Consider the following 17,114-nt stretch of genomic DNA (forward strand, 5'->3'; position numbering starts at 1 on the left):
TACAGATAACAGAATTTGCCTGGCGGCAACAGCGCGGTGGTCCCACCTGACCCCATGCCGAACTCAGAAGTGAAACGCCGTAGCGCCGATGGTAGTGTGGGGTCTCCCCATGTGAGAGTAGGGAACTGCCAGGCATCAATCAAGTGAAGAGCCCATCCTGACGGATGGGCTTTTTGCGTTTTTGTCTTTTGATCCGTAAATCCGGTAAGTGCAGCATCACCGGACAAAAACGGGTCGCACCGTCAGTCCCTCTACGTTATATCTCAGTTTGTGATCGCGCTAATAAAAAGCGTGCTATCCGACACGCTTTTGGTTATAACAAATAAATAACATTTACTGATTGAATGCCTTGCTGTAGAGCGTAAGCGCCTGCGGCGGATCGGGCTGGAGTACGATGGTAATGGCTGAAAACACTATCGCCACGCGCGAGTCGCGTACCGGTGGCGATACTGGCCGTCGCATATGGGCGATTGTGGGAGCGTCATCCGGAAATCTGGTGGAATGGTTCGACTTCTACGTCTACTCCTTCTGCTCGCTCTATTTTGCGCCTCTCTTTTTTCCTGCCGGGAATACAACCACCCAGATGCTGCACAGTGCCGGGATATTTGCTGCCGGCTTTCTGATGCGCCCAATCGGCGCCTGGCTGTTCGGACGCATCGCCGATCGCCATGGCCGTAAGCTCTCAATGATTATCTCGGTGTATATGATGTGTCTGGGATCGCTGGCCATTGCCTGTTTGCCCGGATACGCCGCCATCGGTACCTGGGCTCCGGCGCTGCTGTTGCTGGCAAGAATGCTTCAGGGGCTTTCTGTCGGCGGGGAATATGGCGCCATCGCGACCTATATGAGCGAAGCGGCGCCAGCAGGGCGCAAAGGATTCTTTGCCTCGTTTCAGTACGTCACGCTCATCAGTGGTCAACTGCTGGCATTACTGGCGGTAGTGATATTACAGCAGTCGTTAAGCAGCGAAGCATTACACGCATGGGGCTGGCGGATCCCGTTTGCGCTCGGCGCGGCGCTCGCCGTTGTTGCGCTCTGGCTTCGTCATCGGCTGGATGAAACCTCGCTACAGGAAAATCGGGTGCTGCGTGAGGCGGGGTCTTTTAAGGGGCTATGGCGCGAGCGCCGGGCATTTTTACTGGTACTGGGTTTTACCGCGGGCGGCTCACTCTGCTTTTACACGTTTACCACCTATATGCAGAAATATCTGGTGAATACGACGGGGATGAGCGCCAATACCGCCAGCGTGGTGATGACCGCTGCGTTACTGGCCTATATGCTGGTACAACCGCTTTTTGGCGCGCTGTCGGATAAGATAGGCCGCAGAACCTCAATACTCTGCTTCGGCGTGCTGGCCACGCTCTTTACCGTGCCGCTGTTAACCGCCTTGCAGCATGTCTCATCCCCACTGATGGCGTTTTTACTGGTGATGTGCGCGCTGCTGATCGTGAGTTTTTACACCTCCGTCAGCGGATTGATGAAAGCCGAAATGTTTCCGGCGAAAGTGCGGGCGCTGGGCGTCGGGCTATCTTATGCCGTGGCGAATGCGCTCTTTGGCGGTTCAGCAGAGTATGTTGCGCTGTCGCTGAAGTCGGTCGGTAGTGAACACCTCTTTTTCTGGTACGTCTCGCTGATGGGGGCGCTGGCGTTTATGGTGTCGCTCAGGCTGCATCGTAAAGGCGGTGGGCTGCGTCTGTAGCGGTCAGCGCGCCAGCTGCCACACCGCGTAACCGGTTGTGGCGCCAGCAATGTCCCATGCAAAATCTTTCCAGCTCCAGCCGCTACCGGACGGACGGCTGTCCCACAGCTCTTTTCCGGCGCCAAGGCTTACGGAAAACATGAATCCGTACGCCGCGCTGCGGTCGCGGCTGAGCCCCTGATGCTGCGCATACTCATTACCGGCGGCGGAAAGTATGGCGGAAGCGATAAAGTGCTGCGCCTTATCCTGCCCGGTCCATGCGTCATTGGCCGTATGGCTACAGCCGCACAATGACGCAGATGCCAGTAAAAGCAGTAAACGCATGGTAAAACCCCATAAAAAAGCCCCGGCGTCTGCGGGGCTTCGGATTACAGAATACGGCTGATAAGCTTATCGATGCGGATCCGGCGAAGACGGCGGATAAGCTTGCGGACTTTCACCGGATAATCTGAAATGCTTTGCAGGTCCCGGTAATGCTTCACCACCGTGGTATGCGTACGGATAAGTGCCAGCTCTTTCTCGCGGCATTCGCGCAGCTGATGCTGCGGGTCGTGGATGAGAATCGCGTTCTCCAGATCCAGCCGCCATGCGCGTGGGTTGAGGTTATTGCCGGTCAGCAGGATCCACTCGTTATCCACCCACATTCCTTTGAGATGATAGGTGTTGTCATCATCCTTCCACAGGCGGACAACCAGCTGGTCCGTATTGACGTAGTACTGCAGACGGCTCAGGAAACGGCGCAGGTTTATCTCGTACAGATACGGCAGAGCGCCGATTATTTTAAACGGCTCGTCTTCCGGGATGTAGAAATCATTAGCGGTTTTATCGCCAACGATGATCTCCACCTTTTTCCCCTGGCGCAGTAAATCAATGATGCAGCGGACCAGAACGGCTGGCAGGTTGAAGTAGGGGGTACAGATGGTCAGCTTATGCTCAGTGCTGGGCATAAGGTTTGCAATCGTTTTATTCAGTACGCTGGTTTTTCCGAGCCCGACCAGCGGCGTCACCGCAAGCTGTTCGTTATCGGCATCGCCCTGGAAATGATAGCTGGTATCGCGCAACTCCTGGCGAAACTGGCGGATATCATTTTTGATTTCCGGGCTCTTCGGACGGTCGCAGCTGTCGAGGCGATTGACGCCGCGACCGTGCACCAGGTTCCTGTCTGCCCAGTTGAACATGATATCGGCCATCTGCGGATTGCGAATGCACTGGTAGCGGTCGTAGCGGTATTTGTCGTGCTGATGCAGATAAACATCGTTCAGGCTGGCGCCGCTGTAGAGGACGCTGTCATCAACGATGAAGCCTTTGAAATGCAGCACGCCCAGCGCTTCACGGGTATTTACCGGCACGCCATAGACGGGGACATGCACATCCGGGTTTTCCTGCGCGACGCGGCAGTACCAGTCGGCATTGGTATTCGACGCTGCGGCGCCAATACGCCCGCGCTGTGCGCGATGCCAGTCGACCAGCACGCGCACGTCAAGCTCGGGGCGCTGACGCTTGGCGTCATACAGCGCCTGCAAAATACCTTTACCGCCGTCGTCCTGCTCGAGGTAAAGGGCGACGATACAGATGCGGCGCGTGGCGCTGGCGATTTTGGCCAACAGTGCTTCCCGGAAATCTGCGGGAGCATAAAAGAACTCGACATCATCAACTGACTGAGAAAGCTTAGGTAGTTGAGCAAGGTGTTGTTGATGCTTGTTACGCTTAAATTTTGACAACATCACAGTGCGTTTCTTCTCTGTTTAATCAAGGGTCTTCTGTACCATGCAGACGACATAAGCGAGCAATAATACCATTACTACCCGCTAAAGTGGTCAACATTTCCAGCAGCTTATACGCAGAATATCTACTCTGACAGCTTAAGCGTCAGTCCGACAATCCCGTCTTCCAGCTGAATATCAACCTCAAAACCCAGTTTTCGCGCCAGCGCAATCATGCCCTGGTTGTTAGGCATCGTGATGCCGTTCAGGCGCAGCAATCCGTGCTCTCGGGTGTAATTAATCAGCTTTTCCAATAAACGTCTGCCCAGCCCCAGTCCTTTTAGATCGGAACGCACCAGCACCGCAAACTCCGCATCAACGTTATCCGGATCGGAAATCGCGCGGGTAACGCCGAGGATCTCGCTGCCAGTAGCCGACGAAAGCACAGCAACAAACGCCATTTCACGATCGTAGTCGATCTGCGTCATGTTAGCTAAGTCGTCATGGGTAAATTCATTGATTTCACTAAAGTAACGGTAATAAAGATCTTCTTTTGTGACCTGCGCAATAAACTGCTGAAGCAGCGGCTCATCTTCAGGAAGAATTGGGCGAAACAGGCAGCGATCGCCGTTTTTCATCACAACCCACTCTTCAAACTGCTGCGGGTAGGGGCGAATCGCCAGGCGGCTTGCGCTATCGCCGCTAAAAGGGGCGATATCCAGCGTAACGTCGAGGGCGGTAAACTCATTGCCGGACGCCAGAAGAGGATGGATATCCAGCCGCTGAATCTCCGGACAGTCGACAATCAGGTTCGATACCTGTACCAGAAGCTGGCTGAGTCCGGCGATATCCAGCGGGCGGAGCGCGCTGCGCCCGCGTATTTTCTTCCCTTTAATCGCCTGAATCACCAGATAGCGGGCCAGGTTCATGTTCAGCGGCGGCAATGCCACCGCCGCCTGTTCTTCCGCTCGCCACTCAACGCCGCCTTCACCGAGCATGATAAGCGGGCCGAAGAGCGGGTCGTGCTCCACCACCACTCTCAGCTCCTGCGCCCCGGCGCGGTTCGCCATGCTCTGCACCAGCAGCCCGTGGATCCGCGCCTGCGGCCAGGCCATTTTCACGCGATCGAAAATGGCGTCCGCCGCCCGCTGAACTTCAGCGGCGGTGCGTAAATAGAGCATCACCCCCTGAACTTCCGATTTGTGCGGAATATCCGGCGAACGCAGCTTCAGCGCGACCGGGTAGCCAATTTGCTCGGCGATATGGACGGCTTCCGCGCTGTCGGCGGCAATCCAGGTCGGAAGGGTATGTAAGCCATAGGCCTGCAGAACGGGCTGAACCTCATGCGTATCCAGCGACGTCGCGCCGTCGGCAATAGCCTGCTGGAGAAGCTGATGGGCATCGCTGGCATTTGCCGTCAGATTAACCGGCAGGGCAGGCGTTTCCCGCAGCTGCTTCTGGTTGCGGCGGTATTCCACCATGTGCATAAAGGCGGTAATCGTGCCTTCCGGCGTCCGGTAGGTAGGGATGCCGGCATCGCTGAAAAGCCGACGGGCCTCCTGCGAGGAGAATTCGCCGCACCAGTTGGTCAGGATAGTCACATATTTGCCGCGCGGGTGCTGGCTCAGGGTCTCGATCAGCGCCTGGGCGCTCTCGGTTCCGGGCGCGGCGGCGCTCGGCGAGTGGATAATCAGCAGGGCGTCATAGTCCTGGCTGTCGAGCAGAATGTTCAGCGTTTTCTGGTAGTGCTCGCAGCTGGCGTCATCGCGCAGATCGAGCGGGTTTGCCGCTTCGACGCTTGCCGGTAGCGCCTGACGCAGCGCAGCAACCGTCTCTTCGCTGAGCGTCGCCAGCTTGCCGTTGCGCAACCATAGTTCATCAAGGGCCAGCGCCGCAGGCGCCGCGCCGTTGCTGACAATCATCAAACGCTCGCCGCGCAGCGGGCGCATATGGCTTAAGGTTTCAACCGCGGAGAACAGCTCGTGCGTATCCTGCACCCGCAGCAGCCCCGCGCGCTGGATGGCGGCGTCCCAGGCCGGGTCCATTCCGGCGTTGACGTGCAGCAGGCGCTGGGCTGCCGGGCTGCGGCCGCTTTTAATCACCAGAATCGGCTTATTGCGTGAGGCGCTGCGCGCGGAGGAGACAAAATGACGGGCGTCGGTCAGATGCTCCAGATAAAGCAGGATGGCGCTGGTTTTACTGTCGCGGGCAAGATAGTCGAGCAGATCGTCAACATCGATATCCAGGCTATCGCCGAGCGCGATAAAGTACGAAAACCCCATTTCGCGCTGCTGGGCCCAGTCGAGGATCGTATTGGACACCGCCGCAGATTGCGAAATGAAGGCCAGCTTGCCGCGGCGTATCGGCACCGGGGAGAAGCTCGCGTTCAGCCCCTGCCAGGGGGCAAGCAGCCCGAGGCTGTTCGGGCCAAGCAGGCGCATCTGGTAGCGTCCGGCGCAGGCCAGCAGGTCGGCATTCTGCTCCGGCGGGGCGGAAAGAATAATGCAGGTTTTACAGCCTTTTTCGCCCAGCGCCTGCAGCAGTTCGAGGTTGCGTCTGGCGTGGGTGCAGATGACGGCGAGATCGGGAGTAAAAGGCAGACTTTCGATAGTGGGCCATGCCAGTACGCCAAGTACCGCCTTCCAGGTGGGGGTGACCGGCAGCACCGGCCCATTGAAACCGCCGCCCAGTAAATTGCGCATCATCAGATAGCCCGCGCGCTGCGGCTTCATTGATGCGCCGATTACGGCTATCGACTTAGGCCTCAGTAACGCTTCCAGTCCCCGTTGGCTCATTGCGGTCTCCCTCAGACACAAGTGACCGAATGATTTTAAACGTTTTCTGCCTGCTCTGCTGTGATGCTCCCCGAATGCTGGGTTTTTCCTGCCAGATAACGGGTGCGAAAGCGCTGGAAGTGCTCGCCAAGTGCGCCCGCGGCCCCGGTGTCGCCCGCCAGATCCAGCAGCGCGATCGCGACTTCCGCCGTGCAATACTGGCCTTCGGCGTGAACTTCACGCAGGTGATAGGCCGAGACGCGGGATAAATCCACAGAGATAACCGGCAGATTATCGAGGTACGGGCTTTTACGGAACATTTTTCGCGCCTCCGTCCAGGTGCCGTCGAGCATAATGAACAGCGGCGGTTTACCCGTCGGCGGCGCGGTTACTACCTGGCGTTCCGCCCCCGCGTAGGAGGCCGGAAACACCACCAGCGGCTGATAATCCGGATTCTGCACCAGCTCAAGGAGCGCCTGCGGCGGCTCGGTGCGCGACCATTGAAACGCCTCGGTATTAGGCAGAATATCGGCGATCAGGCGCCCCGTATTGCTGGGTTTCATCGGCTCGGTATCAAACATCACCAGACAGAACCGGCTTTGCGCATGGCCCGGAGAAAGGGTATCGCAAAGGCAAAGCTTGAGCGGCAGCAGGCAGCGCTGACAGCGGCGGATGCGGTTGCCGCGCGCAAGAAACGGGCGTGTGGCGCGAGCCAGGCGTTCGGCGCGCAGGCGAAGGACAGCGTTTTCAGTCATGGGGAGTCGTACGGAAAAAACGCCATTGTCGCAGAGGCGGCGGTGGGGCACAAGCTGTGCCCCTCCGGGTCAGGAGCGGGTCGCGTCGTTCAGCCAGCTGTCGAACGGCGCTTTCGGAACGGCGCCGTTAAGCATGTCAACCACCTCGCCGTTTTTGAACATCATAATGGTCGGGATGCTGCGGATGCGAAAACGTGCGCTCAGCGCCTGCTCAGCCTCCGTATTCACCTTCACAAAGCGCATTTTACCGCTGCGCTCTTCGGCAACGTCCTCGAAAATGGGGGCGAAGCTACGGCAGGGACCGCACCATGGCGCCCAGAAATCAACGACCACCGGTAAATCGTCTTTCAGTAATTTATCCAGCGTGGCGTCCGTGGCGTTAACCACTTCACCATCAAATAGCGCATGACCGCAGCGTCCACACTTTGCCGCATCATCGTTAATACGTGAGTCCGGGATGCGATTGAGCGCCTGACAATTGGCACAAACGGTATTCATAACTAACCTCTGGGTAAGCGGGGGATGGTCGGCGGTGTCGCCGGAATGTTTCTTTAATGTTACGTATTATCGATGAGAGCGCGTTAAACAACAATCTGGTTTATTCAATGAATATAATAGTCACCGTCTTTGGTATGAAATCATGGCGAAGCGCTGGCACATCGGGTAATCTTCGCGCTTCGCGCAGCGCAGGTGGAGAATGAAATGAACGACGAACTGAAAAACAAAAGCGGCAAGGTCAAAGTGATGTATGTCCGCAGTGATGACGACTCGGATAAACGCACGCACAACCCGCGTACCGGTAAAGGCGGTGGACGCAGCACGTCCCGCACTGAAGGTGGTCGTCGTCCTTCCCGCGAGGGTAAACCTGGCCAGGAGCGCCGCTCTGCGCCTGGCGGTGAACGCGGTCGCGATCGCGATGCTTCCCCGTGGCGCACGGTATCGCGCGCACCTGGCGAAGAAGCGCCGGTTAAAGCGGATCACGGCGGCATCAGCGGTAAAAGCTTTATTGACCCGGAAGTGCTGCGTCGTCAGCGCGCCGAAGAGACCCGCGTCTACGGTGAAAACGCCTGTCAGGCCCTGTTCCAGAGCCGTCCGGAGTGTATCGTGCGCGCCTGGTTTATCCAGAGCGTCACGCCGCGCTTTAAAGAAGCGCTGCGCTGGATGGCGGCAAACCGCAAGGCGTACCACGTGGTGGACGACGCGGAGCTGACGAAAGCGTCAGGCACCGAGCACCACGGCGGCGTTTGTTTCCTGATCAAAAAGCGTAACGGCACAACCGTACAGCAGTGGGTCAGCCAGGCCGACGCCGACGACTGCGTTCTGGCGCTGGAAGACGTGGGTAACCCGCATAACCTCGGCGCAATGATGCGCAGCTGCGCGCACTTCGGCGTGAAAGGCGTGCTGCTGCAGGATGCCGCGCTGCTGGAGTCCGGTGCGGCTATTCGCACCGCGGAAGGCGGCGCTGAGCACGTACAGCCGATCACGGGCGACAGCGTGCTGGAGGCCATCGAGCAGTTCCGCAGCGCGGGCTACACCATAGTGACGACCTCCAGCCATGAAGGTACGCCGCTGTTTAAAGCGACGCTGCCGCGTAAAATGGTGCTGGTGCTAGGCCAGGAACGTGATGGCCTGTCCGATGCCGCGCTGTCCAGCGCTGACCTGAGCGTGTCAATTAACGGGACCGGCAACGTTGAAAGCCTTAACGTCTCCGTTGCGACCGGCGTACTGCTGGCCGAATGGTGGCGTCAGAATAAGGCCTGATGAAAAATGCCAGCGCAACGCTGTAATGCCGATCAGTTAAGGATCGGTTGACCGATCCAGTGGCTGTGTAAGAATCCGGAAATGCTCACCCGTTTCCGGATTTTTTTATGCACATTGGACAGGCTCTTGATCTTGTTTCCCGTTACGATTCTTTGCGTAACCCACTGACTTCTTTAGGGGATTATCTCGACCCTGAACTTATCTCACGTTGCCTTGCTGAGTCCGGCACAGTCACCCTGCGCAAGCGCCGCCTGCCGCTGGAAATGATGGTCTGGTGTATTGTCGGTATGGCGCTTGAGCGTAAGGAGCCTCTTCACCAGATTGTTAATCGCCTGGATATCATGCTGCCGGGCGACCGTCCTTTCGTCGCCCCCAGTGCCGTTATTCAGGCCCGCCAGCGTCTGGGGAGTGAGGCCGTTCGCCGTGTATTCACCCAAACCGCACAACTCTGGCATGGAGCCACGGCACATCCACACTGGTGCGGCCTGACGCTGCTGGCCGTGGATGGCGTGGTCTGGCGAACACAGGATACGCCGGAAAATGATACAGCCTTCCCGCGTCAGACACACGGCGGAAAACCGGGACTCTATCCGCAGGTAAAAATGGTCTGCCAGATGGAGCTGACCAGCCATCTGCTCACGGCTGCAGCCTTTGGCACAATGAAAGAGAGCGAAAATGCACTCGCAGAGCAGCTGATATCTCAGACAGGTGATAACACACTGACTTTGATGGATAAAGGTTATTACTCGCTGGGTCTGCTGAACGCCTGGAGCCTGGCGGGAGAACACCGGCACTGGATGATCCCGCTGAAAAAGGGAGCACAGTATGAAGAGGAGAGAAAGCTGGGTAAAGGCGATCACCTGGTCACGCTGAAAACCAGCCCGCAGGCACGGAAAAAATGGCCGGAGCTGGGTGAAGAAATAACAGCGCGACTGCTGACGTTCACTCGTAAAGGAAAAGTCTGCCATCTGCTGACGTCAATGACGGATGCAATGCGCTTCCCGGGCGGTGAGATGGCAGACCTGTACGGCCATCGGTGGGAAATCGAACTGGGTTACAGGGAGATAAAACAGACGATGCAACTGAGCAGACTGACGCTGAGAAGTAAAAAGCCAGAGCTTGTAGAACAGGAGCTCTGGGGAGTGTTACTGGCCTATAATCTTGTGAGATATCAGATGATTAAAATGGCGGGAAGCCTGAAGGGATACTGGCCGAATCAGCTAAGCTTCTCAGAATCATGTGGAATGGTGATGCGAATGCTGATGACTCTGCAGGGCGCTTCGCCAGGTCGTATCCCGGAGCTGATGCGTGATCTTGAAAGCATGGGACAGTTGGTGAAATTACCGATAAGAAGGGAAAGAGCCTTCCCGCGAACAGTAAAAGAAAGGCCCCAGAAATACAGTAAAACCTGGAGAAAAACAGCCAGTCAGTCGCTTAACTGACTGGCATTACAGCGCAACGCTGGCATTTTTTTTACTCGCTTTCGGCCGGTAGCACCGGCATCCAGTCAATGGGCGCTTCGCCCTGTTCCGCCAGCCACTGGTTCGCCAGCACAAAGTGGTTGCAGCCGAAAAAGCCGCGGTGCGCCGACAGCGGTGACGGGTGCGGCGCCTTCAGCACGTGATGACGCTGACGATCAATAATCGCCCCTTTTTTCTGCGCATGCGATCCCCAGAGTAAAAACACCACCCCTTGCCGGTGTTCATTAATCAGGCTGATAACTTTGTCGGTAAACGTTTCCCAGCCGAGGCTGGCATGCGAATGCGCCTGGCCTGCTCTCACGGTCAGTACGGTATTGAGCAGCAGTACCCCCTGACGCGCCCAGCTTTCCAGATACCCGTGCGGCGGGCGGCTAAAGCCGGGGATGGTTCCCTCCAGCTCTTTATACATATTGAGCAGCGACGGCGGCGTGGCGATGCCTGGCCGTACGGAAAACGCCAGCCCGTGCGCCTGGCCCGGGCCGTGGTAGGGATCTTGTCCGAGGATAACGACCTTGACGTCGCCAAGTTCGGTGTAGCGAAAGGCGTTAAATACATCCTTTTGCGGCGGATACACCGTGATGCCGGACTGGCGCTCGTTGGCGACCGTGGTCAGCGTATTAAGAAAGTAGGGCTGCTGTTTTTCACCGGCCAGGACGTCATGCCATGTTAACGGAGTGGTCATCTCGCTCTCCTGCGAATAGTCATGGCCATAGCTTAACGGCTTCTTTGTGGAGAACAAAATTTCGATCCGCGCTTTTTCCGGTTTATGCAAAAAAAGTTGAATGTTTACAATGATTTTTGTTCGATTGGTGGCGAATAAATTGATCTGAAACAATAAAATCAGCACATAACCATCATGGTGGTGTGGTTTTTATTGATTTAAATCAATGAATCAAGGGTGTGCGACTGATATATATACACTCAAGCAACAATGGTTTTACCAATTGGCCAGGACCCGGTCAGTTAAAAACGAATATACAGAGCCCAAGGGAGGCATCAAATGATTACTGGTATCCAGATTACTAAAGCTGCCAACGACGACCTGCTGAACTCATTCTGGCTGCTGGACAGCGAGAAAGGCGAAGCTCGTTGCCTGTGCGCAAAAGGCGGTTTCACTGAAGATCAGGTTGTCGCAGTCAGCAAGCTGGGCGACATCGAATACCGTGAAATTCCGGTAGACGTGAAGCCGGAAGTGCGTGTGGAAGGCGGTCAGCACCTGAACGTTAACGTGCTGCGTCGCGAAACACTGGAAGATGCGGTTAAACACCCGGAAAAATACCCGCAGCTGACCATCCGCGTTTCCGGTTATGCGGTGCGTTTCAACTCTCTGACGCCAGAGCAGCAGCGCGACGTTATTGCCCGTACGTTTACCGAAAGCCTGTAATTTCTCAGGGGTGGGAAATATAAGGTATCGGGAATATCGCGCAGTAACCCGATAGCGTATCGCGGAGAATGCCCAGGGCATTCTCCGTTTTTTTATGCGTGTCAGCAGGCTAGTAGAAAATCCGCACCGCGCAGTACACCAGCAGCAGCGCCAGAATTATGTTCAGCTCCCGGCCGTAGCGGCGAAACAGCCGTTGAAAAAGATGTCCGGCCAGCGCCCAGCACAAATTACCCAACGACCCGATCGCCGCCAGCAGCACACTGATGCCGACCACCCAAACCAGCTCCCGGGTGTGGGGCAGGACGAAGGTCGACAGCGCGGTAATACCGTAAAGCATGATTTTGACGTTCACAAACTGCAGGCCAAAGCTCGCCCAGAAGCTGACGGGCCGGGACTGAACGGCGGCATCCGTCGGCGGGCTTGTCGCAATACGCAGCGCAAGCCACAGAATATACGCGGCGCCTGCCCAACTGAGGATATGGATCAGCGCCGGGTCGAGGGTCGCCAGTGAAAACGCGATGCCCGCGCAGAGCAGCATAATAATCAAAAATCCGAGGCTCATTCCTGCCAGCACGCGCGAGCTCTGGCGCAGGCCGTGCGAGGTCACAGTGCTGAGCGCGAGGATATTGTTTGGCCCAGGGGTCAACGCGGTAATCAGCGTATAGGTCCAGAAAGCGCTAAAAAGGGTGGTGGTCACTTGTCTTCTCCTCTGTTTTGGCAGACAGTAGCCGATACAGAGGATTTAAAAAATTGAATGTTTTTTAATTCTGAATTCGATAGTTTCGATGTATTGGAGGCAGGATGGATTTGCGCCGTTTCATAACCCTGAAAACGGTGGTGGAAGAGGGCTCGTTTGTTCGCGCCGCCAACAAGCTCTGCTGTACGCAATCCACCGTGACGTTCCATATTCAGCAACTGGAACAGGAGCTCTCCCTGCAGCTGTTTGAGAAGATCGGCCGACGGATGTGCCTGACCGAAAGCGGTAAAAAGCTGATGCCGCACGTGCACGAACTGACCCGGGTGATGGCATCGATTCGTCAGGCGGCGCAGCAAAATAGCGAACCGGAGGGCGAGCTGCGCGTGGCGACAGGCGAGACGCTGCTGGCCTATAAAATGCCGCAGGTGCTCCAGCGCTTCAAAGAAAAAGCCCCCCGCGTGCGCCTGTCGCTGCAGTCGCTGAACTGCTACGTTATCCGCGATGCGCTGCTCAACGATGAGGTGGATCTCGGGGTATTTTATCGGGTAGGCAACGACGAGGCGCTGACGTGCAACGCTATCGGCGAGCAGACGCTGGCGCTGGTGGCCTCTCCCGCGCTGCTGGGCGCAGATTTTACCCGAACGGATCAGCATCTTCCGCTGAGCTTCGTGATTAACGAACCGCAGTGTATCTTTCGCCAGCTGTTTGAAAGCCAGCTTCGGGCGCGGCGAATCACCCTGGAAAATACCATTGAGCTCTGGAGTATTGAGAGCATCAAGCTGTGCGTGGCGGCTAATCTGGGCGTGAGCTTTTTACCGCGTTTTACCGTTACGCGCGAACTGCAGGACGGTACCCTGGTCGAGCTGCCGTTTAGCGATCCGCCGCTGTCGATTACCGCGCTGTGCGCACATCATGCCGGGAAGGTGGTCAGCCCGGCGATGCGGGTATTTATGACGTGCGTCGAGGAGTGCTGCGCTGCGGGGAAATAAAAACGCCGGGCGAACCCGGCGTCGTTTTACTCTTCTGAACCCGATGACTCCACCTTCGCGGCGCTCGGTTTGCGGCGTTTACCAATGTTTTTGGTATCGCGATGGCGCTGCTTCACGCGCGGTTTTTCTTTCTCTTTTTCTTTCCGCTTCTCTTCGCGTTTAGCGAGCGCTTTTTTCGACGGTTTGCCGGTCATTTTCTCGCTCGGTGGGCGGGTGACCGGGCGCAACTCGTCGATCACGCGGGGCTTCAGCGGCTCTTCGATGTAGCGGCCGATTTTCATCAGCAGCAGATGGTCGTGCGCTTCCACCAGCGAAATCGCCGTGCCTTTACGTCCTGCGCGACCGGTACGGCCGATACGGTGCAGGTAGGTGTCTCCGCTGCGCGGCATGTCAAAGTTAAAGACGTGGCTGACGTCGGGAATATCAATGCCGCGGGCCGCAACGTCGGTAGCGATCAGCACATTGACGCGACCGTCGGTCAGGCGCTTGATGCCTTCGACGCGTTTTGCCTGCGCCATCTCGCCTTCCAGATAGCAGTTATTGATCCCGGCCGCGCGCAGCAGTTCGGCCATTTCGTGCACGCGCTCGCGCTTGCGCACAAAGACGATGGAGCGGGTGACGTCATCCTGCTTCAGCAGGTGCTTGAGCAGCTCAAGCTTGTGCTCGAAGTTATCCGCGCGGTAGTACCACTGGTGGATTTTTTTGCGCTCGCGAGTCGACGGCGTGGCGGAAACCTCTACCGGATCCTCCAGCAGGCGCTCGGCGAAATCTTTAATCGCATCGCCTTCCAGCGTTGCGGAGAACAGCATGGTTTGTTTGCGCCAGCGGGTCTCCCCGGAGATGTGCTCGATATCCTGGGCAAAGCCCAGATCCAGCATACGATCCGCTTCATCCAGGATCAGTGTTTCGACGGCGCGGCAGTCGAAGTTTTCTTCTTTAATGTACTGCAGCAGACGCCCCGTCGTCGCCACTACGATATCCTGGTTTTCGCTGAACACTTCGGCGTGGTTCATATAGGCGACGCCGCCGGTGATCGTCGCGATGTCGAGGTGCGTATGTTTCGCCAGCTCGCGGGCGTGATCGGCGACCTGCATCGCCAGCTCGCGGGTCGGCGTCAGAATCAGGATGCGCGGCGGCCCGGATTTTTTACGCGGAAAATCGAGCAGGTGCTGCAACGCTGGCAGCAGGTATGCCGCCGTTTTACCGGTGCCTGTCGGCGCAGAACCGAGTACATCACGGCCTTCGAGCGCAGGCGGAATGGCAGCAGCCTGAATGGCGGTTGGGCGTGTGAAGCCTTTATCCTGGAGGGCGTCCAGCAGGCTTTCGTCGAGTTCGAGTTCGGAAAAAGTCGTTACAGTCATGATCTACCTCTGTGTGGGCCGCTGATTATAGACGTTACGGCTGTAATCTTCATCTGTTTGTATGGCTATCTGTTCTCAGGTATTGTGCATAACCCAACGCTCAGTTGGTATTTCCAGAAAGGTTGTTGACTATGATTCACTCTAAATCCGTGCTTCGCCGCAATGGATTTACGTTTAAGCAGTTTTTTGTCGCGCACGATCGCTGCGCGATGAAAGTGGGCACTGACGGTATTTTGCTCGGGGCGTGGGCGCCCATCGCGCGCGTAAACCGGATCCTCGATATCGGTACGGGAAGCGGTCTGCTGGCGCTGATGCTGGCGCAGCGTACGGAAGCATCGGTGACGCTGGATGCCGTTGAGCTTGATGTCGACGCGGCGGCTCAGGCGGCAGAAAACGTTCAGGAGTCGCCGTGGGCGCAGCGGATCGCTGTCCATCAGGCAGATGTCCGGGACTGGATTGCCGGGCAGAACAGCCGCTACGATCTTATCGTCAGCAATCCGCCTTATTATGAGCAGGGCGTGGAGTGCGCCACGCCGCAGCGTGAGCAGGCGCGTTACACCACGTCGCTGGATCATACCGCGCTGCTGGCCTGCGCCGCCGATGCGATAACCGAAGAGGGTTTTTTCTGCGTAGTGCTGCCGGAGAACATTGGCAATAGCTTTACCGAGCAGGCGCTGGCGATGGGCTGGCATCTGCGGCTGCGTACGGACGTCGCCGAAACCGAGCTGCGCCTGCCGCACCGCGTTCTGCTGGCATTTTCTCCCGCGGTGGGCGAGTGCTTTATGGACCGGCTGGTGATTCGTGGGCCAGAGCAGCAGTATTCCGAAGGGTACGCCGCGCTGACCCAGGCCTTCTATTTATTTATGTGAGCCAGCGGCGACAGCACCGACGGGCCGGAGCGCTCCGCCAGCTGCGGATAGTCCAGCGTATAGTGCAGCCCGCGGCTCTCTTTACGCATCATGGCGCAGCGGACGATAAGCTCTGCGACCTGCACCAGGTTACGCAGCTCCAGCAGGTTGTTGGATACCCGGAAACGGGAGTAGTACTCGTCGAGCTCCTGCTGTAGCAGGGTGATACGGCGCAGCGCGCGTTCAAGACGCTTGGTGGTGCGCACGATACCGACATAGTCCCACATGAACAGCCGCAGCTCGTGCCAGTTGTGCTGGATAACCACCAGCTCATCTGAGTTTTCCACGCGGCTTTCGTCCCAGGCCGGCAGCGCGTTGACCGCGCGGGCATACGGCATCCGCTTACTGATATCTTCTGCCGCCGACCAGCCGTAGACCAGACACTCGAGCAGCGAGTTCGACGCCATACGGTTGGCGCCGTGCAGACCGGTATAGCTGACTTCGCCAATCGCATACAGCCCATCGACGTCGGTACGGCCAAAGTCATCGACCATCACGCCGCCGCAGGTGTAGTGCGCCGCCGGGACAATGGGTACCGGCTCTTTGGTCAGGTCGATGCCCAGCCCCAGCAGCTTCTCGTAGATCATTGGGAAGTGCTGGCGCACAAACGCTTCCGGCTTGTGGCTGATATCGAGATACATGCAGTCGGCGCCGAGACGCTTCATCTCATGATCGATCGCGCGGGCGACGATATCGCGCGGCGCAAGCTCTGCGCGTTCGTCAAAATCCGGCATAAAGCGCGAGCCATCAGGGCGCTTGAGCAGCGCGCCTTCGCCGCGCAGCGCCTCGGTGAGTAAAAAGTTGCGCGCCTGCGGGTGATACAGGGCCGTCGGGTGAAACTGATTAAACTCCAGGTTTGCGACCCGGCAGCCAGCGCGCCAGGCCATGGCGATGCCGTCCCCGGAGGAGATATCCGGGTTGGTGGTGTACTGGTAAACCTTGGATGCGCCGCCGGTAGCCAGCACGACGGACTTCGCCTGGCAGGTTTCCACGGTTTCTTTATTGCGATTCCAGATCCACGCCCCGACCACGCGGCGGGTGCCGGGCAGGCCAATCTTGTCGGAGACGATCAAGTCCACCGCGTTGCTGCGCTCAATCACCCGAATGTTAGGGTGGCTCAGCGCTTTGCTGACCAGCGTGGTTTCCACCTCTTTACCGGTTGCGTCGGCGGCGTGCAGGATCCGGCGATGGCTGTGTCCGCCCTCGCGGGTTAAGTGGTAGCTCTCTTCGCCGTTGGCCTGTACCTGGGTGTCAAACAGCACGCCCTGATCGATAAGCCACTGCACGCAGTGGCGGGCGTTGCTGGCGACAAAGGAGACCGCATGGCGATCGCAGATGCCGGCGCCGGCGACCAGGGTGTCTTCAACATGGGACTCAATGCTGTCGGTTTCATCAAACACCGCGGCGATACCGCCCTGGGCATAAAACGTCGATCCTTCGCTGACGGGGCCTTTGCTGAGTACGATCACCGAATGGTGCTCAGCGAGGCGCAGCGCAAGGGATAAACCAGCAGCACCGCTGCCGACGATGAGGACATCACAAGAGAGATCGGGAGTTGTATTCAGCATGTTGTTTAATTTACTAAACAGTGTTTGTTCAGCA

General features: G+C 57.5%; 15 protein-coding genes and 1 rRNA gene. 7 read left to right on the top strand and 9 right to left on the bottom strand.

Annotated elements, in window-relative coordinates; all coding sequences use genetic code 11:
- Positions 1-18: 18 nt before the first annotated feature.
- Positions 19-134 (top strand): 5S ribosomal RNA (gene rrf / locus ENTCL_RS05760).
- A gap of 266 nt (positions 135-400) precedes the next feature.
- Positions 401-1,699 carry an MFS family transporter gene (locus tag ENTCL_RS05765; protein ID WP_013365176.1) on the top strand — a complete coding sequence of 433 codons (1,299 nt, stop codon included), beginning with the start codon at positions 401-403 and terminating at the stop codon, positions 1,697-1,699.
- Positions 1,700-1,702: 3 nt separating this feature from the next.
- On the opposite strand, the gene ENTCL_RS05770 is transcribed toward ENTCL_RS05765, so the two are convergent.
- The 5 genes from ENTCL_RS05770 to trxC all read right to left on the bottom strand — a co-directional run bounded on the left by ENTCL_RS05770 (position 1,703) and on the right by trxC (position 7,429).
- Positions 1,703-2,023, bottom strand: a complete 321-nt coding sequence (locus ENTCL_RS05770; protein ID WP_013365177.1) for a YfiM family lipoprotein — start codon at positions 2,021-2,023, stop codon at positions 1,703-1,705.
- A 44-nt stretch (positions 2,024-2,067) separates the two neighbouring features.
- Positions 2,068-3,423, bottom strand: coding sequence for a CDP-diacylglycerol--serine O-phosphatidyltransferase (gene pssA, locus ENTCL_RS05775; protein WP_013365178.1), 1,356 nt, complete (start codon positions 3,421-3,423; stop codon positions 2,068-2,070).
- A gap of 125 nt (positions 3,424-3,548) precedes the next feature.
- Positions 3,549-6,197, bottom strand: a complete 2,649-nt coding sequence (locus ENTCL_RS05780) for a bifunctional acetate--CoA ligase family protein/GNAT family N-acetyltransferase (protein WP_013365179.1) — start codon at positions 6,195-6,197, stop codon at positions 3,549-3,551.
- A 35-nt stretch (positions 6,198-6,232) separates the two neighbouring features.
- Positions 6,233-6,931 carry a tRNA-uridine aminocarboxypropyltransferase gene (gene tapT / locus ENTCL_RS05785; RefSeq protein ID WP_044611905.1) on the bottom strand — a complete coding sequence of 233 codons (699 nt, stop codon included), beginning with the start codon at positions 6,929-6,931 and terminating at the stop codon, positions 6,233-6,235.
- A 69-nt stretch (positions 6,932-7,000) separates the two neighbouring features.
- Complete coding sequence (trxC, locus tag ENTCL_RS05790) at positions 7,001-7,429, bottom strand: thioredoxin TrxC (protein WP_013365181.1); 429 nt, start codon at positions 7,427-7,429, stop codon at positions 7,001-7,003.
- A gap of 204 nt (positions 7,430-7,633) precedes the next feature.
- Here trxC and ENTCL_RS05795 point away from each other — a divergent pair, with 204 nt between their 5' ends.
- Entirely contained in the window at positions 7,634-8,692 is a 1,059-nt protein-coding gene (locus ENTCL_RS05795; RefSeq protein ID WP_013365182.1) for a tRNA/rRNA methyltransferase, read from the top strand.
- 107 nt (positions 8,693-8,799) lie between these two features.
- Positions 8,800-10,134: an IS4 family transposase gene (locus ENTCL_RS05800; RefSeq protein WP_013364229.1), complete on the top strand. Its 1,335-nt coding sequence runs from the start codon at positions 8,800-8,802 to the stop codon at positions 10,132-10,134.
- A 31-nt stretch (positions 10,135-10,165) separates the two neighbouring features.
- Here the strand turns inward: ENTCL_RS05800 and ung are convergent, their stop codons facing one another.
- Positions 10,166-10,855, bottom strand: a complete 690-nt coding sequence (gene ung, locus ENTCL_RS05805) for a uracil-DNA glycosylase (RefSeq protein ID WP_013365183.1) — start codon at positions 10,853-10,855, stop codon at positions 10,166-10,168.
- 318 nt (positions 10,856-11,173) lie between these two features.
- Between ung and grcA the strand changes: the two genes are divergently transcribed.
- Positions 11,174-11,557, top strand: coding sequence for an autonomous glycyl radical cofactor GrcA (gene grcA, locus ENTCL_RS05810; RefSeq protein ID WP_013365184.1), 384 nt, complete (start codon positions 11,174-11,176; stop codon positions 11,555-11,557).
- A 109-nt stretch (positions 11,558-11,666) separates the two neighbouring features.
- Here the strand turns inward: grcA and eamB are convergent, their stop codons facing one another.
- Positions 11,667-12,254, bottom strand: a complete 588-nt coding sequence (gene eamB / locus ENTCL_RS05815) for a cysteine/O-acetylserine transporter (protein ID WP_013365185.1) — start codon at positions 12,252-12,254, stop codon at positions 11,667-11,669.
- 104 nt (positions 12,255-12,358) lie between these two features.
- On the opposite strand from eamB, the gene ENTCL_RS05820 reads away from it, so the two are divergent.
- Entirely contained in the window at positions 12,359-13,243 is an 885-nt protein-coding gene (locus ENTCL_RS05820; RefSeq protein WP_013365186.1) for a LysR family transcriptional regulator, read from the top strand.
- 26 nt (positions 13,244-13,269) lie between these two features.
- On the opposite strand, the gene srmB is transcribed toward ENTCL_RS05820, so the two are convergent.
- Positions 13,270-14,604 carry an ATP-dependent RNA helicase SrmB gene (gene srmB, locus ENTCL_RS05825; protein ID WP_013365187.1) on the bottom strand — a complete coding sequence of 445 codons (1,335 nt, stop codon included), beginning with the start codon at positions 14,602-14,604 and terminating at the stop codon, positions 13,270-13,272.
- A 131-nt stretch (positions 14,605-14,735) separates the two neighbouring features.
- Between srmB and trmN the strand changes: the two genes are divergently transcribed.
- Entirely contained in the window at positions 14,736-15,473 is a 738-nt protein-coding gene (gene trmN / locus ENTCL_RS05830) for a tRNA(1)(Val) (adenine(37)-N(6))-methyltransferase TrmN (protein ID WP_013365188.1), read from the top strand.
- Here trmN and nadB read toward each other — a convergent pair.
- On the bottom strand, positions 15,458-17,077 hold the full coding sequence (gene nadB, locus ENTCL_RS05835) for an L-aspartate oxidase (RefSeq protein WP_044612074.1): 1,620 nt from the start codon (positions 17,075-17,077) through the stop codon (positions 15,458-15,460). The two genes, trmN and nadB, sit on opposite strands and share 16 nt — an antisense overlap.
- Between the last annotated feature and the right edge of the window lie 37 nt (positions 17,078-17,114).

It is taken from the genome of [Enterobacter] lignolyticus SCF1, from assembly GCF_000164865.1.
Lineage (GTDB): Bacteria > Pseudomonadota > Gammaproteobacteria > Enterobacterales > Enterobacteriaceae > Enterobacter_B > Enterobacter_B lignolyticus.